Raw genomic sequence first — 22,947 nt, 5'->3', positions numbered from 1 at the left:
CAAGGAGGGTCTGAGGCAGACAGGTTCAGATTATACGGGTATAAAAAATAACAGGCTACACGCGCGGTTGGATGCGGCTTTTAATGTTCTCGGACAACCGGCTTACGATTTGATGAATCTCCTGGTCTTCACGAATAACCGAGGCGATTTTTTCATGGGCGTGGATGACGGTCGTGTGGTCCCTGCCGCCAAAAGCTTCCCCGATTTTGGGCAGCGAGTAATCGGTCAGCTCCCTGGACAGATACATGGCGATTTGACGGGGAAAGGCTACTGCTCTTGTCCGTTTCCGTGCTTTAAAATCCTCGATGCGCAGACCATAATAATCTCCCACCCGCTCCTGGATGTCCTGGATCGAGATCATTTGGGGACGCGACTGCGAGATCATATTTTTTAGTGCTTCGGCTGTCATATGCACGGTGATGTCCTGATTCACGAGCGAGGAATAAGCGATGACGCGGATGAGAGCCCCTTCGAGCTCACGGACGTTCGTATGAATATGGCTGGCGATGTATACCATCGCTTCGTTCGGAATGTCGAGATGCTCCGCCTTCGCCTTCTTGCGCAGAATAGCGATCCGGGTCTCCAGATCCGGGGGCTGAATATCCGTGATGAGTCCCCATTCAAAGCGGGAACGCAGCCGTTCCTCCAGGGTGGGGATTTCCTTGGGCGGACGGTCGCTGGAAATGATGATCGCCTTCCCCATTTCTTTCAGGGCGTTGAAGGTATGAAAAAATTCTTCCTGTGTCTGCTCCTTGCCGGCGATAAACTGGATGTCGTCGATCAGAAGCACGTCGATGTTGCGGTACTTATTACGGAAAGCTTCGCCGCGGTTGTTCATGATGGCATTGATAAACTGGTTGGTGAACTTTTCGGAGGATAAATAGAGCACCTTCGCCTGCGGATTGTGCTCCAGCACATAGTGGCCGATCGCCTGCATCAAGTGGGTTTTACCCAGGCCGACGCCGCCGTACAAAAACAGCGGGTTATACGCCTTGCCCGGCGCCTCCGCTACAGCCAGTGCAGCTGCATGGGCAAAACGGTTGCCGAGTCCGACGACGAACGTGTCGAAGGTGTATTTTGGGTTCAGCATGGCGGCAAAAGCCGGATCGTTCAGGATATTATCCTCTATGAGGGCAGCCGGTTCGGCTGATGCGGATCTTCTCTCGGTCTCCAGCTCATCCTGGGTAATGATATGAAGCTCCGGCTGAGCATCCATGCATTCGCGAACCGCTGTCAAAATGAGCTTGGTATACCGATTCTCCAGCCATTCCTGCGTAAACGTGTTGGGCGTGCTGATCGTCAGGACGTTATCCTGCAGACTGACGGCCTTCGTCGATTTCAGCCACGTATCATAGCTGGGCTTGCTGATCTTCTTTTGAATCATGGACAGGACCTGGTGCCACAATTCTTCGACTTGCCTTTCCACGGGCGCTCAACTCCTTATACTTCGGTAAAACGAAATGATCATCCCGGCGGGCTTACGCAAAAAGGCATCCGTTCTTCCCTGCAAATGCTGTTCCTGGAACCATCGCAGTAAAGGGATGCCTTAGATCATCATGCTTATGTACAAGCTGCTATTTTCTATTCTAGCATATCCGGGAGCCTCCAAGAAATATGGACAGCTCCCGAAAATGGGAATCCGTCAGTTCCCTATGCCGGTTATGCTCTCTGAAACAATGCAGGAGCACTCCTAAGGATACCTGACTTTATCTGCGGCTCATCTCAATCGGATAATTTTTGACGCCGAAGACAAAGGAGCTTTGAATCGGCTGGAGCTCAGCGTCCGCCGCTCTGCGTAGATCCTTGAACCTGTCGAGGAGCGCCTGAAACGCAATTTTCCCTTCCAGCCTGGCCAGTGGAGCCCCAAGACAGAAGTGGATACCGAAGCCGAACGTCATATGCGGGTTCGGTTTGCGGTCCAGACGGAAGCCGTCCGGGTCGTCGAACCGGGACTCGTCGCGGTTGGCGGCCCCAACCCAGGAAATGACCTGTGCTCCCTGTTCCATCGTATGCTCTCCGATTTGTACCGTCTCCGCAGCTTTGCGACCGATCGCGATGATCGGCGGGTAATAGCGAAGTACTTCTTCAATAAAGGAAGGTATGAGGTCCGGCGCTTGATACAGCTGCTCCTGCAGCTCTGGTCTTTCGGTCAGCACGCGCACGCCATTCGTGATCAGGTTCGTCGTCGTCTCGTTTCCTGCAGCCAGCAGCAGCACGCAGAAGCTGATGATATCCCTTTCCGACAGCTTCTCTTCTTCGATTTCAGCGTTCAGCAGTGCAGTTACGAGATCCTCCTGCGGCTCCGCAGCCCGCTGCGCCATAATTCCCTTAAAATACTCGGACAGCTCTCCCATCGCTTTCATCCGCTTGTCGGTAATCCGCTGGAATGCTTCATCCGTGAGGTCGTCGGCACTTTCCACCAGAATATCGGACCAGTGCTTGAACTTGTTCCGGTCTTCTTTCGGAGCACCCAGCAGCTCGGCAATGACGATGACCGGCAGCGGAGTGGCGAATTCGCTGGAAATATCCATAGATCCATCCGTTACCGAATCTAGCAGCTGCTCGGCGATGGACTGGATGCGGGGGGTCAGCTCTTGGATCGCCTTGGGCGTAAACGCTTTGCTGACCAGGTCGCGCATTTGCTTATGCTTGGGCGGATCCATAAACAGAATGGAGCCGCCTGCGCCTGCTCCACGCTCGGAGGAGAATGTTTTCGGATCCTTCAAAATGCGCTGCACATCTTCATAGCGGAAGACGTCCCAGCAGTTTCGGCTGCTGTCGTAGCGCACCGGCGTTTCTAGTCTAAGCTGGCGGAGGGTATCAAAGGGATATAACATTCGGTCCGGGGTCGAAACCTCGGCCATGTTCAGCATGTTGGCGTATTTTTCCTGGATCATCGAGTTCAAATCCTTTCCTCAAGTATCGTGCATTCGTGTGCAAATTCTGCTGCATATACTTATGCAGGTTCTTCTGAAGGCCGTCGTTCACGATGTTTCGCAGTTTACAAACAACGGTCTAAAAAAATGATAGCACGATTCAAATGGGAGTCTCGACTTACCCAGGATGTATTTTTGGGAGGTACTAAAGCATTACATGCAGCTCTATTCGTACGGATGATCCGGATGCAGACACGGCCAAAAGGGCCAAATCGTTTGTGTTACCCAAAAAAACAGAGTCCGGAAGAATCAATTTCCCCCGCGAAGCCCTATTGGCCGGCATCCAGGGGACCGATGTCATCGATCCCTACGTCTTGTTCAGACGCGTTGCCGAAAACGCCTTACGGTACTCCGTCGGAGTAACGCCGGACAGACGCTTGAACCATTTAATAAACTGCTTGTCGTCTTCGATGCCGACCCTGTCCGCAATTTCCTTGATATGCAGCTTGCTCGACACAAGCAGCTCCCTTGCCGCTTCCAGCCGGATCCGGTGAATATAATCCCTGAGCCCCGTACCGAATCTCTGCTTGAACATCCGCGACAAATAGTTGCGGTTATACCCCATGTGCATCGCGACCCGGTCGACGGACATATGCCTCTCGAGGGCATGAAGCCGGGTCCATTCCAGCAGCTCCGACAGCCGGGGGTCCATCGCTTCGGATGCGCCCGCATCCTGCAGCTGCTCCGCCAATTCAATCAGCAGCGACGTCAGAAAATAGTCCCCCGCCTGCTTCAGCCGGTATCCCCCGCTCGCCGCGTGCAGAAGCTGCCTGGCCAAAATGTGAACGCGGCTCGGTTCCGGGCAGTGTGCATAATGAGGTATGGCCCCGTCCGGCTCTCCGCCCGTCTCGGGAGGAAGCAAAAAATGAAACCAGTAAAATGAAACGCCGGGGGAAGACAGCCTGTATCCGCGATGCTTCTCCCCAGGGCGCAGCAGCAGCATGTCCCCTGCCTTTACTTCGTACAGCTGGCCGCCGGCTTCGAGAAAGACCACCCCCGCAACACCGATAATCAGCTCATAATCGGAAATGGTCCGTTCCATATGGGACCAATCCTCATCGCTGACAAATTGTCCACCCATCTGGAGCTTGTAAGGTTGTTGTAGATAAATAGGCAGCATGACAATCCTCCTGCTCGTCTGTAAAAATCAATTTAGTGGGCTAATGACACTTTTTATGCACGTTCCACTACCGACAATCCTTGGCTTGATTCGATATGATAAAGCTGCAGATGATGATGTTAGGAGTGAACGATAACTTGTCTACCAAAAATGCGCCAACCCATCCACAGCCGCTTGATTTGAAATCCGTCCGCATCACCGACTCCTATTGGTCCAATCATGTGGATCTTATCAAGCATACCGTGATTCCCTACCAGTGGGAAGCCCTGAATGACCGTGTTCCCGATGCTGAACCCAGCCATGCGATCCGCAACTTCCGGATTGCCGCAGGACTAGAGGAAGGAAGCTTTGCCGGATTCGTGTTTCAGGACACCGACCTGTATAAATGGCTGGAAGCGGTCGGGTATTCGCTCGCCCAATCCCCGGACTCCGATCTGGAAAAAGTCGCCGATGAAGCGATCGATCTGATCGGAGCCGCACAGCAGGAAGATGGTTACCTGAACACATACTTTACGATTGACAAGCTCGACCAGCGCTGGACCAATCTGATGGACTGCCACGAAATGTATACGGCCGGACACCTGATCGAAGCAGCGGTCGCCTATTTTTACGGAACAGGAAAAACCAAGCTTCTCGACATTGCGCGCAAGATTGCCGACCATATCGATGACCGTTTTGGGCCGGAAGAAGGCAAAATCCGGGGTTACGACGGTCACCAGGAAATTGAGCTTGCCCTGGTCAAGCTGTACCATGCTACAGGCGAAGTTAGATACCTGAATCTAGCCGGCTTTTTGATCGATGAGCGCGGGCAGGAGCCGAATTTCTTTGCGGAGGAATTTGAACGGCGGGGCCGGATTTCGCACTGGGCACCCGGTGTCGTTCAGAAGGGGCCTGTAAATCTTGCCTACCACCAGGCGCATAAGCCGGTGCGGGAACACGAGGTGGCGACAGGCCATGCGGTAAGAGCCGTCTATATGTATACGGCCATGGCCGACCTGGCTCTGCTTAAGGGAGACAACGCTTTGCTGGAAGCCTGCCGCCGCTTGTGGGACAACATTGTGCAGAAGCAAATGTATGTCACAGGCAGTATCGGATCCACGCATCACGGTGAGGCTTTTACGTTTGACTACGACCTGCCGAACGACACAAACTACAGTGAGACCTGCGCATCGATCGGCCTGATCTTTTTTGCCCAGCGGCTGCTTCAGAATGAAGTGAAGGGCGAATACGCCGATGTGATGGAGCGTGCGCTGTATAACACCGTAACCGCAGGAATTGCCGGCGACGGCAAGCATTATTTTTACGTGAACCCGATGGAAGTGTGGCCGGCGGCCAGCGAAGGCAATCCCGGCAAGCGTCATATCAAGCCGGTCCGGCAAAAATGGTACGGCTGCGCCTGCTGCCCGCCAAACGTGTCACGCCTCCTGTCTTCACTCGGTCAATACATTTATTCGGCGAGCGACGAGGCACTCTTTGTGCATCTGTATATTGGCAGCCAAATCAGCCACGAGGTGGCCGGCCGCAGCGTTCAGCTGGACATGGAAAGCCGTTTGCCTTGGGAAGGCCAGGTTCGCCTGAAAGTGCAGGAAGCGGACGGCGCGGGTGACTTCACGATTGCACTTCGTCTTCCCGGCTGGTCTGCTGAAAGCGCGGTCCGCGTGAATGGCCAGCCTGCCCAGTATGAGCTGCGTGACGGCTATGCCTATATTCGCCGGGACTGGCAGGCCGGTGACGTAGTTGAGCTTGAGCTTGATATGCAGCCGCGGCGAATCTACGCCCACCCGAACCTGCGCGCCAGCAGCGGAAAGGTTGCGCTGCAGCGCGGCCCGCTCGTTTACTGCCTGGAGGAGACCGACAATGGAGCCCCGCTCGCTTCTCTAAGTCTGCCGGCAGATGCCGAGCTGCAGGTCGTCACGGATGAATGGCGCGGCGGCGTCGCCGTAATCGAGGCGGATGGCCTTCGCACCGGCACGCCGGCGGAAGCGCCGAACGATCTCTACAGCACGGTGCGGCCGCAGCTGGAACAGCAGCGCCTTCGGGCCGTCCCATATACGCTATGGGGCAACCGGGAGCCGGGCGAAATGACGGTTTGGATTCGCGAAAGCTGATGTTCATCAACTTGCCGCAAGAAGGCAATGCAGCATAAAAAAACGCTCCAGATACGAATCTGGGGCGTTTTTTTCTTTTATATACCGTTTCCGGAATATGTGAAAAACATAGTTAAGCCAAACTTGCGGCAAGTTTGTCGAGAGACTGGTTCATGCCGGTAACCGCGTTATCGGCCATTGGACCCGGGCTCCAATTGGACTCTCTAATGATCAGCTCGGTTTGATCGCCCTTCGAGATGAAATCAATGACGAAATCGACCACAGCCGGGAAGTCCTCCGGCATGCCGACATCGGAAGGCTTAACTGCGTTTCCTTCCGCATCGGACAGAATCTGCGTAAATTCAAGGCGCTGCTGCGGAACGATTCGTTTGTACACACCTGCGGAGTAATAATCCTGTCCGCCGAAGGATTCCGGCGCCCGCATACAGAACAGGTAGCTTCCCCCTTCGCGAAGATCGATCTTGCACGATGGTGAGCTGAAATGGGCAGGCCCCCACCATTTCATGACCAGGCTCGGATCCGTCCAGGCATCCCAGACCAAATCGACCGGATAATCAAACACACGGGTAATGACGAGCTCCTGCTTGCTGGCATGATGATTCATTTATTCATTCTCCTTTATTTTCATGATTCGCCTGATTGGCTTTTCGTTTGGCCATCTCTTCAGCGAGCACGCGGTCCATGGCATTGAGCCTTCCATCCCACTGCTGCCGGATGGCTTGCGCCCAATGCTCGAGTTCTTTGACCGGATCGATGTTCAATGAGTAGATGCGCTGCTGCGCCCTTTTCTCAACCCGGACGAGCTGTGTTTCCCGAAGGATTTTCAGATGCTGCGAAATGGCCTGCGGGCTTACATCAAAACGTTCGTAGATCTGTGTGGCGGATAGTTCGGGATTCCCGGCCAGCAATTCGAGGATGCCGCGACGTGTAGGATCTGCCAGTGCGGAAAACGTATCATTTGCCATAAGATGAAGCTGTCTCCCCTCCCTCTTCTCGAATCCGCCCTGCGGCGGTCTGCCTCTGTGTTGAGCGAGGCTTAGTTTGTTCATGTAGTTATCTGGGCTGTTAAGTTGGTGAACCCAAGGATCATCAGGTAAAAGATGGTTCAGCTCTCTCTGTTGTTATAATAAACCATTTTCTTAATAAAGTAAATACTTAAATAAAAAATGACCCTTCGCTAATCCCAGTCTTATTTCCCTTGAAAATGGGTCATTTGATAAGAGAAAAAGCCTGGATATCCAGGCTTTCAATCTTCGTACCTTGTAGTTATTTTCTCAGAGTAGGTGCATTCTACAGTTCGCCTTGGCCACGAAAATACTCGATAATAAATGAGCGAAACAGGTCGGCGGAAGGAGGAAGCTTCCGGTCCTCGACCCAGGCCAGTCCAATTTCCCTCCGGCAGTAAGGCTCCGTCACGCGCAGCCGCTTAACCTTTCCATGTTCAATACCTGAAAAAGCCGGGATGATCGTAACTCCAAGTCCAGCGGAGACAAGCCCTGCGGCCGTCATAATATCATCGCCCTCGAACCGGATGTTCGGCTCAAAACCGGCTTCACCGCAAAACCGTTCCATCAGCGTCCGGACGCCATAACCCGGCTTAAACGATATAAACGGTTCGCCCGCTACCTCTTCCAGCCGGATGGATTCACGCTTTGCAAGCCGGTGATCCGCAGGCACGTAGACGTACATTTCTTCCTCAACGAGCTTGTGCCAGACAACACCGGGCTCTTCGCCGAACGGACCGATAATGCACAGGTCCACCTCGCTTCGCAGCAATTGCGGCAGAATAACCGTCGTCGGGTTTTGATACAGCGCGAATTCAACGTCCGGATATTTGCGGTTGAAGCTTGCGATGACATCCGGCAGCATGTGAACGCCGAACGACATCAAAAATGCAATCGAGACCTTGCCAGCAAACGGATCGTGGAACTGCCGGATCTCCTCGATCCCATCCTCAATCTCCTGCATTGCCCGCTCTACCCTAGCCAAAAACAGCTTTCCTGTTTCATTCAGCTGAACAGATCGGCCATGCCGGTCAAACAGCTGTACGCCAAGCTCTTTTTCCAGCTTCGTCATCGACCGGCTTAGCGCCGGCTGGGAGATAGCCAGCTGCTCTGCCGATTTAATGAAATGCTCCAGCCTGGCCACGACGCGGAAGTACTCCAGCTGCTGCCATTCCATGATTGCCAGCCCTCTTTCCAAACCCTCATAACTCAGAGGCATTAATTTGATAATTTTAATTCATTATACAACATAAGCGAACCAGGCGTATACTTAGGGGCGTCACCGAAAGAGTCGTTCACAGTACTTAACAAAGAGAGGCGTTTGCCGTGCAGTACATTCAAATCGGTACCCGTGCCTATTTCCGGGTACTGGTCAGCATGCTGTTGGGCAGTCTGGTCACCTTTGCGATCCTGTACAGCCCGCAGCCTTTGATCGGCACGTTTGCGAAGGAATTCCACGTATCCCCTTCCAGTGCCAGCTTCATCATTTCTTTCTCAACGATTACATTAGCGGTCACCATGCTGTTTGTCTCCCTGCTGTCCAATGCCTGGGGGCGCAGAGGCGTCATGAGCGTGTCGCTGTTCGTTACATCCGTGCTGGCTATGGCTTCTTCGTTCAGCACTAACTTTCATCTGCTGCTGGCTGCCAGGCTGCTCGAAGGCGTCAGCCTTGCGGGCTTTCCGGCCATCGCCATGACTTATCTCAACGAGGAGATCGAACCGCGCAGCATCGGGCAGGTCATGGGATTCTATGTGGCAGGCACTGCGGTAGGCGGTTTTGCCGGAAGGGTTATCATCAGTCTGATCACCGATTTTTTCAATTGGCATATTGCGATGTTTGTTCTAGGCTTGGTCAGCCTTCTATGCAGTGTGATGTTTTGGCTCTACCTGCCCAGATCAAACCACTTCAAACCGGTCAGCATTTCGCTGCACCACTGGGTCGACGGCTTCCGGAACGGATTTGCAAACACCCGGCTCCTGTGCCTGTACCTGATCGGTTTTCTGCTGCTTGGCGCGTACGTTACGCTGTTTAACTATATCGACTTTCCGCTGTCCCAGCCGCCTTATGAGCTGAGTCAAACGTTGATCGGATGCCTGTTCGTCTTCCAACTGATCGGCTCCTGGTCCTCCGTCTGGTTCGGTAAGCTGGCTGACCGTTATTCACGTGCCGGCTTGATTGCCAGCGGCCTGGGCATGCTTCTTGCCGGTGCCCTGCTCATGCTGGCGGGCAACGTGGTCTTTATGATCGCAGGCATGATTCTGTTCGCATGCGGCTTCTTTGCGGGACACACCGTTGCCAGCGGCTGGGTGGGCAAAGCGGCACCGATGCGCTATAAAGCTTACGCTTCATCCCTTTACCTGCTCTTCTACTACACAGGGTCCAGTCTGGTGGGCTGGTCCGGCGGATTCTTCCTGTCCGGCTTCGGCTGGAACGGGGTGATCGGGATGATCATCGCGTTAATTGTGGTCACCGCGCTGCTGCTTCTGTACGTAACTCGGTCTTCCCGGCAGGAGCGGCACGGCAGCGAAGCCAAACCAACTGCCCTGTAATCAAACCAACTGCCCTATCACGAAACCAACTGGTTTGTAATCAAACCCAACCGATTGTAATGAAAACGGCATGCCTCCCATGTAGACCATGGGAAAGCATGCCGTTATTTTTATGATAGGGCCGCGATCTTGCTTACGGATTCCAATTCATCCCCTGCACCGGCAACCCAATCCGCTTCAAAACATTAGATCCAACATAGAGCCGGTCACCGATCATCATGCTGTCAGCAGCCGTGACCGTCTCGGTTCCTCCCGGACCTTTTAGGGTAAAAGAACTGCTGTTTACCTTCCCAGCCACCTTCTGCTGTATCACTTCCAGGCCCGCCTGTTCCATCAGTTCCCGTGCCGGAATCATCGTGCGTCCGTTTTGAATAAAGGCAAAACTGAGATATACCACCTTACCGCCAATGGTGGCTCTGGCTGTGATCTGGTCATGAATTTGAATATGCGTCACCGGCAAGTTTTGTGGTTGTAAATCGGCAGGGGGCTTGGTCGATGCGTTTGGTATAGGTGCCTGGTAGCTCTTTTCTGCCAGGTTGGAAAATTCCTTGAAATCCTGTTCCGTTGCCTTGCGTGCTTTTCCATTGGACAGCGTTATGACTTCGCTCGGACGATTCGGCTGATTATATCTGACAAGTAGTCGTCCACCTTCGACATCATAAGAGTCGAGGCTCGCGTAGACAAGATGCTTCCTAATCCCCGTTGCCGGATTTATGATCAAAATTTCATTCATTTTGGCTGAGGAGCTATACTGAACGGCGAGCACACGTCCGTCCGGCATTGGGATAAATCCTGGACGTAATGGTGCACCATCCACTTCCTTAATCACCCCGTCTCCGGTGCGCAAAAATACACTAAAAAAAGAAGTGGAGTACCAATTCTGCTGTGCGTCCTGACCTATCTCATAATTTTTGATATAATGCAGACCGCTCCGGTTATCCTTACCGCCAATAAAAAACACTCCGGTGGTTCCCGTCCCTTGGGCTGGATCAAATACAGTCGAAAACAGCCCATTCAAATAATCACCGAGACCTTTGCCAATCAAAATCGGCTTCTTCAAACCATAGCTCCAGGTTACGGATATTCCTTCTTCCAGTGCATTCCACTTTCCATTAGGATCGCGGAATACGGTGCGGTTATCATATTGCTCACCGTCATAAGCGGACGCATCGTAATAGGCACGCCCCGTGCCCTTATCATAAAATTCAGCCCTGAAATCCCATTTGAGTTCGGGTGTCTGAGTTGCTTGGGAATTGGAAACTCCTTTACTCTGTGCACGATCCGCCTGTACTGCAGCCGCAGATGCCTCCTCCGCCTGTACGCTGGGGCTTGGCACCACCGCCGTACCCGCCGCAGTCAGCAGCGCTGCAAACAACAACGTGACCTTCCGCTTGTGCTTCTTGTTCACCGTTGATTTTCTCCTTTCACTATGCAATTCCTAATTATTCGGATTGAGTAACCATTAGTTGGATCTATGATCATCCCTTGTTCCAAAGATGAGCCAATCTCCAAATCCGCCCTCATCTAATTACGGATTCCAATTCACCCCCTGCACCGGCAGACCAATCCGCTTCAAGATATCAGAGCCGATAAAGAGCTGGCCGCCGATCATCATAGGGTCAGTCGGCGTTAAACTTACGCTCCCTCCAGGTCCTTTCAAGGTAAAGGATGTGCCCCCCGCTTTTCTAGACAGCTTCGTTTGCTTAACCTCCAGGCCTGTCTGCTCCGCCAATTCGCGAACGGGGAACAGAGTCCGGCCGTTTTGGACAAAAGCAAAGGATAAATTCACCGCACGACCGCCAATCGCAGCTCGGACCAAGATTTGATCTTGAGATTGGACCGATGTCACCGGCAAATCCTGTGGCTGCAAATCAGCTGGAGGCGCAGTAGCAGGGTCCGGCCACGGAAGGTGGCGGCCTTCAGCCAAGCTAATGCTTCTAAGCTCTTTCCAATCCTGTTCAGTGGCCGGGCGCTGCTTACCGTCGGCTAGCGTATACACGATGCTTGGATTTCCCGTTTTATTGAGGGTGATGAGAAGCCGCGCCCCTTTTGCGTCATAGTATTCTGGTCGGCCATATGTCAGGTGCTTCTTCTTCCCCGTTTCGGTGTTGATGATCAGTATTTCATCCGGTTTATGTGGAACGCTGTACTGAACCGCAAGCGCATTTCCGTCCGGCATCGCCTTAAAACGCAGACGGTTAGGCACGCGCTCGATCTCGCGGATCACGCCGGAACGGGTTCGAAGGAGCAGGCTGAAATCGGAAGCAGTATACTCCTTTCCCTGCGCGTCCTGCCGCTTGTAATAGTTTTTTACGTAGCGCAATCCATGCTGGAGGTCCGAGCCGCCTGCAAAATATACCCCTCTCGTCGCAGTCTCCTTGGATGGGTCGTATACGGTCGAGTATAGCCCTTCCATAGGATCGCCGTATTTCGTCCTGTCCACGACCGGTGTTTCCAATGTGTAGTCCCGATGTATCGTTACTCCTTCTGCAAACGCATGCCACTCCCCCTCCGGATCAAGATAGATGGTGCGACTGCTCATTTGGTCGGCTGTAGCATAGTAGTAGGAATAACCGGTTGCCTGATCATAAAACGATGAGCTAAATTTCCATTTGATCGCCGACTTTTGGACGGGTACCTGCGCCGCCTGCCCAGTTGCGGATGGTTTCTGAATGCTTAGAGCCTGATCCTGAATTGCTAAATCCCCTGCCGCCACAAGCGGGCTGGGTATCACCGTGGCTCCCAAAATCGTCAGCATCACGGCAGACCGTGCAAAGGTGCCAAAGTGGCGCTTTTTGTCCATAACTATTTCATCTCCCTGCCCCTGGTATCAAATATGTAACGTCTTTGTCCGGTTTTCGATCCGGATCGAACTACATGTTTAACGCTTTTTCGTTAGTGAAAGTTGCCGATTTTTGCTAACACTGGTAACCTCGCAGGTTCTAAAGATTCAGATACGTTCAAAAAAGGAAAAGGAGCCTGCGTTTGCTCGCAGACTCCTCATTTGACGTCGCTTACCACGACTATTCTTTGCGAAATCCTTTTATTTCAGCGTTTTCACCCACTTCAGCAGCACCGCTGCCTGATCCGCCGTCAGCTTTTTGCCGCTTTGGGCGGTAACTTCCTGCTCGAACGCGGACAGCTGTCCCTGCACCGCTTGAGCCTGATCACGTCCGGCCGAAGCCTTGGCCGCCAGCAGCTTCGCGTTCAGCGACTCGGCAAAGTCGGCATCCGCAGGCAGGAACGAACGCACAAGCGTGCCCAGACTGTCGTACGTTGCCGTAACCCCGAATGAAAACTCCTTTGTGCTTTCATTGCCTGCGGCATCTTTAGCCGAAGCCGTGATTACATTGGTGCCAGGCTCCAGCTCATATGCGGGTCGGTCTGTCCCGATGCACGGTTCCGATGTGACACCAGATAAGCTGTCGGACGCCGCGCACTGAATGGACACCTTCTGATCCACCGTATAGGCTGCTTCTCCGGTAAACGTAATTTCAGGTGCCGTTTTATCGATCTTGACCGTAAGCTCCCGCGCATCCTCCTTGTTGCCGGCCTGGTCCTCCGCCGAATAGGTCACCGTGGTGACTCCTTCGGCAGTCACGTTGAAGGACGCGGTTGCTCCTTCTACTCGAACCAGTTCAAGCGCACCCGCTCCGCTGGCAGCATAGGTTATGGCAGCCACGCCGCTGCCCTCGTCCTCCGCCTGGATTTGCACGGATGCGTCACGGTTCAGCCAGCCGCTCTCTCCTGCAGCGGGCGATACCTCGGCCGCAGACACAGGCGCCGCCTGATCCACCGGTTCAGGCGTCCCTTCAACGGACAGGGAGAAGTCGTCATAATAGGCCGACGCCATGTTGTAGCGGCTGACCACTGCGATCAAGCGGGCGTAGGCCGCGTTGTCGGGAGCCGTACCGTTCAGCGTCACGGTCTGCCACTGGGCCAGCCGGCTCTCGTCCAGATGGATCTCCTGCGTAGCCAGCGTTTGATTGCTGCTGTCAAAGAAGCGCAGCATCGTTCCCGGCTGTCCCGACTCGATATACACCTGGACTTTGGACGTGTATTTCTTGCCTGGTTCGACGGTGATCTTATCGCTCTGCAAGGCGACGGATCCCGTACGGGTTTTATCCGTCAGCTTCAGGCTGGCATTGCCGGAGGAGTTCCGGTCCGTGCTGACCGCGTAGCTCAAATCGGGACCGGTGGCAAACAAAGACGTCCAACCTGGGATCGCAGTGCCATTCACGGCATCCTCAAATCCTGGATTTTTAACCGGAAGCGGAATGCCAGGTGGCTGCTCGACAATTTCCCCATCGACCTCAATCCGGTACATGATCGTATTCGTGGCATTGTCGGTAAAGTAGATGTTGCCGTCCTTGCCGAGCTCGAACCGGGCGGCATTGGTAATCGTGCGCGATTCCAGCGTTTGCGGATCAATGACCGTCAGTTTGTTGTTGAACAAAACGTACATCAGGCCGTCTTCCGACCAGCGGATCATGTGATGAGCCCACTGCGTATAGCTAACGCCAGACTGCACCTTTTTGCTCTTCACAACCTGATACGTATTTGGATCCAGCGCAAATACGTATTCATACGCCGCGCCCCAGATCAGTCCGTCCGGACCTACGCTCAAATCCCCGATAAAGACCGGTTTATCGAGTCCGGCGATCCGCAGCGGGAATTCTGTGATCTTCTGCTCGGTCTGGGTGTCCCATACGAATATTTTCGCTTCATCCGCCGATGGCTCCGAACCGAGTCCCCCGCGAATCGTCGTCGATCCGAACAATTTGCCGTCTTTATAGGCAAGGCTCAGGACGCTTTGATCCTGCACGACGTTGCGGTGAACGCGGCTGTCCCCCGTAGCGGGATCATATACCGTAACCGATCCGCCAAGGGTACCGTAACCCGGGATGGTCGCGATATAGAGCTTGCCGCCTCCCGATGTCATATTCACCAGGCGTTCCTGCCCATTTTCCAGGACGAACGTCTTCTTCGGGTTTTCTGTCCCCGGCGGCTTGGTCATGTCGTATTCGAACAGCGCTCCTTCAGGATAGACGCCCATATACATTTTATCGCCGAGCGGATACACGCTGTCCGCCTGACCAATGGAGAATGCCGAGGAAGTCAGGGTATTCGGGTCGATAATCGAACCCCGGCTCGTTTGTACCCCGGTGACGAACAGATTCCCGTCCGGAGCAGACTGGATCCGGTTCACCACGCCCGGCAAACCCGGAACGACGGATGGCATCAGGTGCACTAGCTTGGTCTCGATGTTCATGATCGCCACTCCGCCGTCATAGCGGACGGTAACCAGGTTTTTACCCGGGAGGTCGGGGTTGTTCGGAAACTCTACCCAATCGGCTCCCCGGAATCCGCTGTTGTACTCCATTCCTGTTTCACTGACTTCATGCGTGGCAAGATCGAAGGTCTTCAATTTTTTGTCGGACATAAAATAAATTTTACCGTCCAAGGAATCGGTCTCGTGCAGTCCGGTCACGTTGTCCAGCACCGTATCCAGCCAGGAACCGGTTTGTGTATCATAAATGTACGCCGGACCCGGCACACCACTGCCATCCGTATAACGGGCGAACAGGTAGCGGTTGTCGATGGTGTCCAAATCGTATACCGTATCGTCCCCTTCCGGAACATTCAGTGACGCGGCAATGTCCGTCTTCTCGCCGGTTTCCAGGTTAACGCGGACAATCTGATGATGCGCCGTTCCCGCATAAATGTTACCGCCCTGATATGCGATGGAGCGGACATATTCTTGGGCAATGTTACCGATCACGCGGCCATAGTCCTTCGTTTGACCGGTGGCTGGATCGTACTGAATCACCTTGCCTCCAGGATACGTACCGACGTATACCCGGCCCGCCTCATCCGTTGTGATACAGATTGGCCACGATTCGCCGGCAAAGGAGGCGGCCTGTTCAACGGTATGCGTCACCGGAGAATATTTCCACAACCTGGCCCCGCTGCCGTCGGCCGCAACGTACAGCGTGCCGTCCGGCGCAACCGTATGCGCCCATGAGCTCTCCGAGGGCGGGATCGGAATGCTGCGCAGTAGCTTGTAATCCTCCAGGTCAATGACATTCAGCTGGCCCGGTTTCCCTTTAGACACGGTATACATGACCGGCCGTCCTTCTTCATAGCCTACGGTCCCGTTAAAAATCGAAACGGTGTAGTTCAGCGGCGGCAGCAGTTCTTCCGGGCTGCCATACACTTTCTGCGACAGACGGCTGTCTTCCGCCTTTGCCGTGCCGCTGCCTCCCATTCCAGTCCAGCCTGTTAACAATACAACACATGCCAATAGTGCAAACCATGACTTTCGCATTCACACATCCTCCTTCAGGATTCGTATTCGAGAATCGTTCCCAGACAATCCGTAGGATTCAAATAGTTGGCGTAAGCCGCTTCCGCTTCACCTAGCGGGTAGCGGTGCGATATGAGCGGCAGTACCGATATCCGTCCTTCTGCGAGGAGGCGGACGTATTCCGCTACGTTTCTGCCCTCGGTCCACCGCACATAACCGATCGGATAATCCCGGTTATCCTTCTCATATCCGCTGTCATATCTGCCGGGTCCGCCGGCCCGGGAGATGAGCACCTGTGCCTCCTTGCCGAACATCTGACCACGGGAAAACGTAGTGGTCAAGTCGCCGACAACCACGATATTGCCCCGGTCGCGAATCCAGGTGAGCGACCGGTTGATCAGCTCCTCCCCCGGCCCCCCTGCGCACAAGATGACACTGTCCGCCCCATGGCCGTCCGTGAGGATCTGCAGCTGCTCCTCAAGCTGTTCATGCCGGTTATACGCATGACGGATTCCTTGTTCCTGCAGCATCAGTACGCGCTGCGCGTTCAAATCGAGCGCTGCGACGCGAACTGCAGCCGCTGAAGCGATTTGGGCAATGATCTGGCCCAGAATGCCAAGTCCTACGACCACCGCCGACTCCCCGAACCGCAGATCCGCCGTCCGCAGGGCATGAATGGCTATCGCCCCAAGGCCCGCAAAAGCGGCTTCCTCCGGCAGGACGTGGTCCGGTACCGCGGCCACCAAATTGGACGGAACCGTGAGACGTTCCGCATGCCGGACGTAAGGGGCTCCATAGCAGGCCACCCTTTGACCGGGCAGCAAGCCGGTCACGCCTTCGCCGATTTCCTCGACGATGCCGGCCGCGCTGTACCCGAGCAGGGACGGATGATCGCCGCCCTTTTTCAGAAAAGACAGCTCCGTGCCGGGACTAATGGCCGAATATTCGGTCCGGATCCGGACATGCCCCCTCTCCAGAGGCAGGTCTTCCGTATCCGTGACTACAATGCTTCCTCGTAATGCGGCAACGGCTTTCATGACGATGGTTCGCTCCTTCTACCCCTCCCCCGCCATTTTCCGGTATTCGCTGGGGGAGATGCCGTAGTATTTTTTGAACGTCGTGGTAAAGGTTGACGCGTTCATGTACCCCGTCTTTTCCCCGATTTCCGATATGTTGTAATCGGTGTTCTTCAGAAATTCGCGGGCGTGCGCCAGCCGCACCTTGTTCAGGTATTCGACGTAGTTGATGCCGAACGTTTTCTTGAAATAGTTCGAAAAGTATTTCGGGCTCGTATCCAGCACCTCCGCCATATGGTCGAGGTACAGGTTGTTCATATAATGAAGTTCGATGTACTGTGAAATGAAGGCAGGATTCAGCTTGCTTTTCGGCTCGCCGCCGCGGCTGCCGGCAACCTTCTTCACCACTTCCAGGAGCGCCTCCGTGATTTCGCGGTGATCATATGCCTGCTCTACCCGCCGGATGAACCGGGACTCCAGCTGCATAAGTTCCTGATCGCCTTCCGCCGTAGCTTTGGCCGGCTTGATCAGATAGAGGAACATGCTTTTGGCCACATGGGCCAGATGGTAATGATGAATGTTCCGGCGTGCATTTTCATGAATAATGTCCGTCACGATTTGGATGCTCTCCTCGGTCAGTCCGGCCGTCAGGCAGCGGGCCAAATGATCCATTTTCTCCAGTGGAAAATAAACGTCACCCACATACTGTACCGCCGCGGTATCGATCACGGTCTGCGCCTCATCCTGTACGTTCCGGTAAAGCATCCCGTTCAAGATGTCCTGATAAGCGGACAGAAGATTCGGGACATGAGCCTCATACTCCTTGCTGACAAAGGAACGGAGCACATATCCAGGCAGCACATCGCGGTTCGCTTCCTGAATGAAGGCAGCCCAGCCGGATATCACCGTCTGCCGGTCGCCGCCTTGCGGTATGCCCAGCAGGATAAGAAACTGCATCTCCCGCTGGTGAAACACTGCTGTATAGCCCGCACCCGCCATGCTGCCAAGTTCCTTTCGAAGCAGCTCAGTCACTTGCCGGGGCTCCATCGCGGGATGAGAACGATCCCCCTTCTGGGAAAGCCTCAAATCAAGGGATGCCATCACAAAGCTGCGGTCCCGGAAGAAAAACGGCTCATACTTCAGCACATCCCGCGCGATGTCGCTGGAGCGTTGGCTTTCCAGCACCCGGAAGAACGCGTTCCTGCACATATCGGCCTCGGCTCTCTCCATCCGCTGCCTTAGCGCCTCGTTCTCGCGCTGGACTTTGACGATGCCGCTGTAGATTTTCCGAAAGTCATTCCCTTTGACGCGGCCCTCTCCGAACAGCTGAAGAATGCCTTTGACCGGCAGGTACAGATAGACGCTGAGCAGCCCTGACAGCATCACCGCGCTCACAATGGCGATAACCATAATGATCCGGCTGCCGCTGGCCACGGTATCGATATTCTGGAATTGATAAGGCATCTTATCAATGTAAATGAAATCGTTGTAATCCGACTGGTACACATGATACTCGAAGTCACCGCGGGTCAGCGAGTCTTCCTGAGACTGGTTAAAATAGACGTCGTTCAGCACTTCGACCAGGTCCCAGTTTTTTTCCGTGCTGAGCACGATTTTCCGGTCGCCGTCCAGCACGATCATGGACGATCCCGGAATCATGGAGGACATGTTCACATGCTGCAGCAGCTTTTCCGCATTGATCAGGATAATCACGTTTTTATCCGACAGCCTGTATTTGTTACCGTCCATGACGGCGATGAGCTGCCGGCTTTGCGGTTTGGACCCTTCCGTCTGCATCATGTAATCGGAAGAAGGAAATACCGTAAACGGACGTTTGGATTTGGAAAAGCTGCGCCAGTACGAGGCATTGTACGTATCGTGTCTGTACTTGTTCTGGAAGAGCAGCTTCATGTCGCTCGTTCCATTAGCCGTAATGGCCAGATCCTGGTTGTCGTAAAAAACGATGACATCTTCGATATAATCGACAGAAGAAATCAGCGATGCCAGATTATCTTGCAAATTATAGACCTGTGCCATATCCATGCGGCCGCCGTCTCCGGATTTGACCGGATCAAATGGCAGTCCGTGGATCGTAAAAATCAGGTTGTTGACCGTCGTAAAGCTGCTGTCGAACGCCTGGATGATATTTTTAACGACGAGCCGATTGTTTTGCGTAACTTTGTCATAGATGCCGGAAATGGATTTTTTGTAAACGACATAGCTTGATGCAGACATGATCATGATGACTAACAGCAGAGAGCAGAAGATTTGCAGTAGTCCCCGGTTTGCAAGCAGCCGATTCATTGGCGTCACCTCTCATGATGACAACTATTCCACATCCGTCCGCTTAACCCTTCTCGGAACCTAACATGACCCCTTTGGCAAAATACTTTTGGGCAAAAGGATAGATCAGCAGCACCGGAATCATCGACAGCACGATTGTGGCGTTCTTGACCGCCTGCGGTGCGAGGGCCGCCCGGTCCACGAGTCCGGCATCATTTTCGCTGTTAAAAATGAGCATATCGCGCAGGACCACCTGAAGCGGATACATCTCCTTGTCGTTCAAATAAATGAGCGGAAGGAAGAAGCTGTTCCAGTGGCCCATGAAAAAGAACAGGCCGATCGATGCCAGCGCCGGCTTGGAAAGCGGAATGACGATACTGAACAGAATCCGCGTCTCCGATGCGCCGTCGATGAGGGCCGCCTCACGGATCTGCGACGACATATTCTCATAGAAGCTCTTCAGTATGATCAGCTCCATCGTCCAGATTGCGTTTGGCAGCACAAGCGACCAGACCGTATCCGTCAGTCCCAGCTTCTGAACGACGATGTATGTGGGGATAATGCCGGGATTGAGAAACATCGTGACAATGATCCCCAGCATGAACACCCTCCGCCCGAAGAAATTGGGCTGGGACAACGGATACGCAGCCACCGCCGTAAACAGCAGATTGATGAAGGTACCCAATGCCGTATAGTAAATGGAATTCAGATAAGCTCTGGGAATCGTGTTGTTGCTCAGCACTTCTTTGTAGGCATCGAGATTAAAGCCTTTAGGAAACAGGAATACCTTGCCCTGAATGACCGAAGCCGTGTCGCTGAACGAAATGACCGTGATGTAGAGCACCGGATAGAGCGTCGCAATCGCGATGCAGGCCAGGATCAGGGCGTTGACGATGCTGAAGACCGATATTTTGCGTTCTCCTACCATAGCCCTTTCCCTCCGATCTTCCGGCTGATTGCGTTTGCACCAAGGAGCATCGTCATGGCCACCAGCGCTTCAAACATGCCGACCGCGGCGGCATAGCTGTAATTGGATTCGAGCAGTCCTTTCCGGTACACATATGTCGAGAAGACGTCGGCCACGTTGTAGGTCATCGGATTGTACAGCAGCAGTACCTTTTCGTAGCCGATTCGGATCATCGAGCCTGTTTTCAGGATGAACATAATGAGCATCGTCGGCATGAGACCTGGAATCGTAATGTGCCGGATCATGTGAAACCGGGAAGCGCCGTCAACACGGGCCGCTTCATACAGCGTCGGATTGATTCCCGCAATCGCGGCCAGGTAGATGATCGACTCGTAGCCGATCGTGCCCCAGATCTCGGAGATCACATAGATCGGACGGAACCAGCCGGGATCGACGAGAAAGTACTTTTTCTCAAAGCCGAACGCAGAAAGCAGCTGGTTGAGCAGTCCGTTCGTCGGCGACAGGAAATCGATGATCATGCTGCTGATTATGACGACTGACAAAAACGCCGGCAGGTAACTGAGCGTTTGCACCGATTTTTTAAACCACTTGGTCCGGACCTCGTTCAGCAGGATCGCCAGCAGAATCGGAAACGGGAAGCCGAAGATCAGCGTGTAAAATCCAAGCAGCAATGTATTGCGGAACAGCATCCAAAAGTCCTGATTGCTGAAAAATTTAACAAAATGCTTCAGGCCGACCCAATCGCTGCCCATCACCCCGGAGAATACGCTGTAGTCCTTAAAAGCGATAATCAAGCCGTACAGGGGACCGTAGCGAAAAATGATATAAAAGAGAATACACGGGATAAAGAGCAGCAGCAGTTCACGGTCCCGCCGGATGTGCTTCAGCGTTTCGTTCAAACGTCCCTTGTTCGGTTTCTTCATAAGTCTTCAAATCCTCATTGATTTATTTCGCCGCGTCGTAACGTTTTTGGGCATCATTATAAATTTTCATCAGGTCGTCCAGGCCCTGCTTGGCGATTTGCTTCTTGAAATTTTCGAACTGTGCGTCGCCGTAAGATTTATCCAGAATATATTTGGCGTTGAATTCCTCCGCCGCTTTCTGAAGCGATGTTTGCAGCTCCGCCATCGTGGAAATTTCATCATCGGTGAAGTTCAGGATCGGATCCATCGGTTCTCTCTTGTCCTCTTTCATGATTTTGTCCTGGGCTTCCTGTTCTTTTTCGGAGAACTTATAGTACACGCTGCGTTTATCCGGTCTGAGGTAAGCTCCTTCCAGCCACATGCCGTAGCGGTCTTCCAGCACGCCGATATCGACAAGCGGGAGATCCTTGAGCTCCGGATACACCGGACGGCCGTCCTGCCCCCATTCGAAGTTGACGCCCTCCACACCGACGGTCATCAGCTCGCCGCCCGAAGGACTGGTGAGGTAATCGAGCAGTTTAAGCGCCGCTTCCTTGTTCTTGTTGTTGGCAACGGCAATGCTGAAGTCGGATACTTTCGGAAGGGTTCTGACATGGCCCGTTGGGCCGACCGGGTTCGCGTATCTTAAATCATAATCCGGATTTTTGTCCTTCACCTGGTTGTAGAACAAGTCGAGTCTGCCGATCCAATCCCAGGTCACAAACGATTTGTCGGTCGTCATTTTCGTCGTCCAGGAATCCTGCGTATCCGTCAGAAACTCGGGATCCATCAGCCCTTCGTTGTACAGCTTTTTCATAAAATCAAGCATATCCTTGTGCTCCGGCTGAACCGTCGCATATTTCCACGTTCCGTCCTTTTCGTCGTAATACGCCGGATAGTTGTCGCCATTGCCGATGCCCCATCCGAAGGACCAATCTCTGAAGATGTTGGCCAATCCTTTGGAAGCATACGGATAAGAATCCGGGTAAATCTCCTTGAGCTTCTTCAGAGCCTGGTAGAATTCTTCTGTATTTGTCCATTCCTTGATGCCGTTCTTGTCAAAAATGTCTTTCCGGTACAGGAAGCCGTGATTGACATCCCGGTTAAGATCGTAGATCGGCCACGTATAAATGTTGCCTTTTTCGTCGCCAAACGATTTAATGACCCAGTTGTTTTCCTGCAAATACAATTTGGAGAAGTTCGGCAGCATGTCGGCATATTCGTTGATTGCGACTACGCCTTTTTGCTGGCCGATTTTTTTCAGTTCAGCCGGCTTCAGCCCGATAAAAATGTCCGGAAGTTTGCCGGAGGCCACCACAACCTTCAATTTGTCCTGATACGTTTGCGGGGAATACGTTTGGAACTCGACCTTGATCCCCGTACGCTTCTCCAGCTCCTGGACGATCAGCTTGTCGTCGCCGATTTTGGCCGAGTTGCTCGACAACATAAATTTAATCGTCGTCGGCTTATCAACCAGCGGCAGCTTTAATCCGCCGGTGTCGCCATACTGCTCGGTGCTGCTTCCGGCTCCGGCGCCTCCGGTTGTTGCAGGTTCCGCTGCCGGTGCTGCTCCCTCATTGGAAGTTTTGCTTCCACCGCTGCAAGCGCTGAGTACGAAGATGAGCATCGTGACTGCCGCAACCATACTGATCCACTTCTTTGCCATACTCTTTCCTCCTTCATGTTTTGGGGCTCATCTTGGGGGTGTTACGATTTTCGGTGTTCGTGATTCACCGGTAATCCCATCATAAAAACGCTTCCACCTGCGGTAAACAGCGTGATTTCCTTGGGCT

Annotated in this window: 16 protein-coding genes; 2 read left to right on the top strand and 14 right to left on the bottom strand. The window is 53.5% G+C overall.

What is annotated here, in order from left to right; all coding sequences use genetic code 11:
• Positions 1-55 precede the first annotated feature (55 nt).
• The 3 genes from dnaA to BCV73_RS10130 all read right to left on the bottom strand — a co-directional run bounded on the left by dnaA (position 56) and on the right by BCV73_RS10130 (position 4,056).
• Positions 56-1,426 carry a chromosomal replication initiator protein DnaA gene (gene dnaA / locus BCV73_RS10140; protein WP_089546992.1) on the bottom strand — a complete coding sequence of 457 codons (1,371 nt, stop codon included), beginning with the start codon at positions 1,424-1,426 and terminating at the stop codon, positions 56-58.
• Positions 1,427-1,706: 280 nt separating this feature from the next.
• The gene (locus tag BCV73_RS10135) at positions 1,707-2,897 is read right to left on the bottom strand and encodes a cytochrome P450 (RefSeq protein ID WP_089546991.1); all 1,191 of its coding nucleotides are present in this window, start codon (positions 2,895-2,897) and stop codon (positions 1,707-1,709) included.
• Positions 2,898-3,243: 346 nt separating this feature from the next.
• Positions 3,244-4,056 (bottom strand): helix-turn-helix domain-containing protein, encoded by an 813-nt coding sequence (locus BCV73_RS10130; RefSeq protein ID WP_076166771.1) that lies wholly within the window; start codon positions 4,054-4,056, stop codon positions 3,244-3,246.
• A 116-nt stretch (positions 4,057-4,172) separates the two neighbouring features.
• On the opposite strand from BCV73_RS10130, the gene BCV73_RS10125 reads away from it, so the two are divergent.
• Positions 4,173-6,164 (top strand): beta-L-arabinofuranosidase domain-containing protein, encoded by a 1,992-nt coding sequence (locus BCV73_RS10125; protein WP_089550190.1) that lies wholly within the window; start codon positions 4,173-4,175, stop codon positions 6,162-6,164.
• 112 nt (positions 6,165-6,276) lie between these two features.
• On the opposite strand, the gene BCV73_RS10120 is transcribed toward BCV73_RS10125, so the two are convergent.
• The 3 genes from BCV73_RS10120 to BCV73_RS10110 form a co-directional block, all read right to left on the bottom strand.
• The gene (locus BCV73_RS10120; protein WP_089546990.1) at positions 6,277-6,768 is read right to left on the bottom strand and encodes an SRPBCC family protein; all 492 of its coding nucleotides are present in this window, start codon (positions 6,766-6,768) and stop codon (positions 6,277-6,279) included.
• A gap of 4 nt (positions 6,769-6,772) precedes the next feature.
• Positions 6,773-7,129, bottom strand: a complete 357-nt coding sequence (locus BCV73_RS10115; protein ID WP_076166780.1) for an ArsR/SmtB family transcription factor — start codon at positions 7,127-7,129, stop codon at positions 6,773-6,775.
• Positions 7,130-7,454: 325 nt separating this feature from the next.
• Positions 7,455-8,345, bottom strand: coding sequence for a LysR substrate-binding domain-containing protein (locus tag BCV73_RS10110; protein WP_256992804.1), 891 nt, complete (start codon positions 8,343-8,345; stop codon positions 7,455-7,457).
• 149 nt (positions 8,346-8,494) lie between these two features.
• Here BCV73_RS10110 and BCV73_RS10105 point away from each other — a divergent pair, with 149 nt between their 5' ends.
• Positions 8,495-9,718, top strand: coding sequence for an MFS transporter (locus BCV73_RS10105; protein WP_256992803.1), 1,224 nt, complete (start codon positions 8,495-8,497; stop codon positions 9,716-9,718).
• Between the two features lie 133 nt (positions 9,719-9,851).
• On the opposite strand, the gene BCV73_RS10100 is transcribed toward BCV73_RS10105, so the two are convergent.
• The 8 genes from BCV73_RS10100 to BCV73_RS10065 all read right to left on the bottom strand — a co-directional run bounded on the left by BCV73_RS10100 (position 9,852) and on the right by BCV73_RS10065 (position 22,820).
• Complete coding sequence (locus BCV73_RS10100; RefSeq protein WP_089546987.1) at positions 9,852-11,126, bottom strand: hypothetical protein; 1,275 nt, start codon at positions 11,124-11,126, stop codon at positions 9,852-9,854.
• Between the two features lie 120 nt (positions 11,127-11,246).
• Positions 11,247-12,521: a hypothetical protein gene (locus tag BCV73_RS10095; protein ID WP_089546986.1), complete on the bottom strand. Its 1,275-nt coding sequence runs from the start codon at positions 12,519-12,521 to the stop codon at positions 11,247-11,249.
• Positions 12,522-12,761: 240 nt separating this feature from the next.
• Positions 12,762-16,046 (bottom strand): OmpL47-type beta-barrel domain-containing protein, encoded by a 3,285-nt coding sequence (locus BCV73_RS10090; protein ID WP_089546985.1) that lies wholly within the window; start codon positions 16,044-16,046, stop codon positions 12,762-12,764.
• Between the two features lie 14 nt (positions 16,047-16,060).
• Positions 16,061-17,062 carry a zinc-dependent alcohol dehydrogenase gene (locus BCV73_RS10085; protein ID WP_089546984.1) on the bottom strand — a complete coding sequence of 334 codons (1,002 nt, stop codon included), beginning with the start codon at positions 17,060-17,062 and terminating at the stop codon, positions 16,061-16,063.
• A gap of 18 nt (positions 17,063-17,080) precedes the next feature.
• The gene (locus tag BCV73_RS10080; RefSeq protein WP_089546983.1) at positions 17,081-19,345 is read right to left on the bottom strand and encodes a helix-turn-helix transcriptional regulator; all 2,265 of its coding nucleotides are present in this window, start codon (positions 19,343-19,345) and stop codon (positions 17,081-17,083) included.
• 43 nt (positions 19,346-19,388) lie between these two features.
• Entirely contained in the window at positions 19,389-20,252 is an 864-nt protein-coding gene (locus BCV73_RS10075; RefSeq protein ID WP_076166805.1) for a carbohydrate ABC transporter permease, read from the bottom strand.
• Positions 20,246-21,175 carry an ABC transporter permease gene (locus BCV73_RS10070; protein ID WP_089546982.1) on the bottom strand — a complete coding sequence of 310 codons (930 nt, stop codon included), beginning with the start codon at positions 21,173-21,175 and terminating at the stop codon, positions 20,246-20,248. Before BCV73_RS10070 ends, BCV73_RS10075 begins: the two co-directional genes overlap by 7 nt.
• 22 nt (positions 21,176-21,197) lie before the next feature.
• Positions 21,198-22,820, bottom strand: coding sequence for an extracellular solute-binding protein (locus BCV73_RS10065; protein WP_076166810.1), 1,623 nt, complete (start codon positions 22,818-22,820; stop codon positions 21,198-21,200).
• Between the last annotated feature and the right edge of the window lie 127 nt (positions 22,821-22,947).

Origin of the sequence: Paenibacillus sp. SSG-1 (assembly GCF_002224835.1) — a bacterium.
Classification (GTDB): Bacteria; Bacillota; Bacilli; order Paenibacillales; family Paenibacillaceae; genus Paenibacillus_AQ; species Paenibacillus_AQ favisporus.
This window is presented reverse-complemented; position numbering and strand designations above follow the sequence as displayed.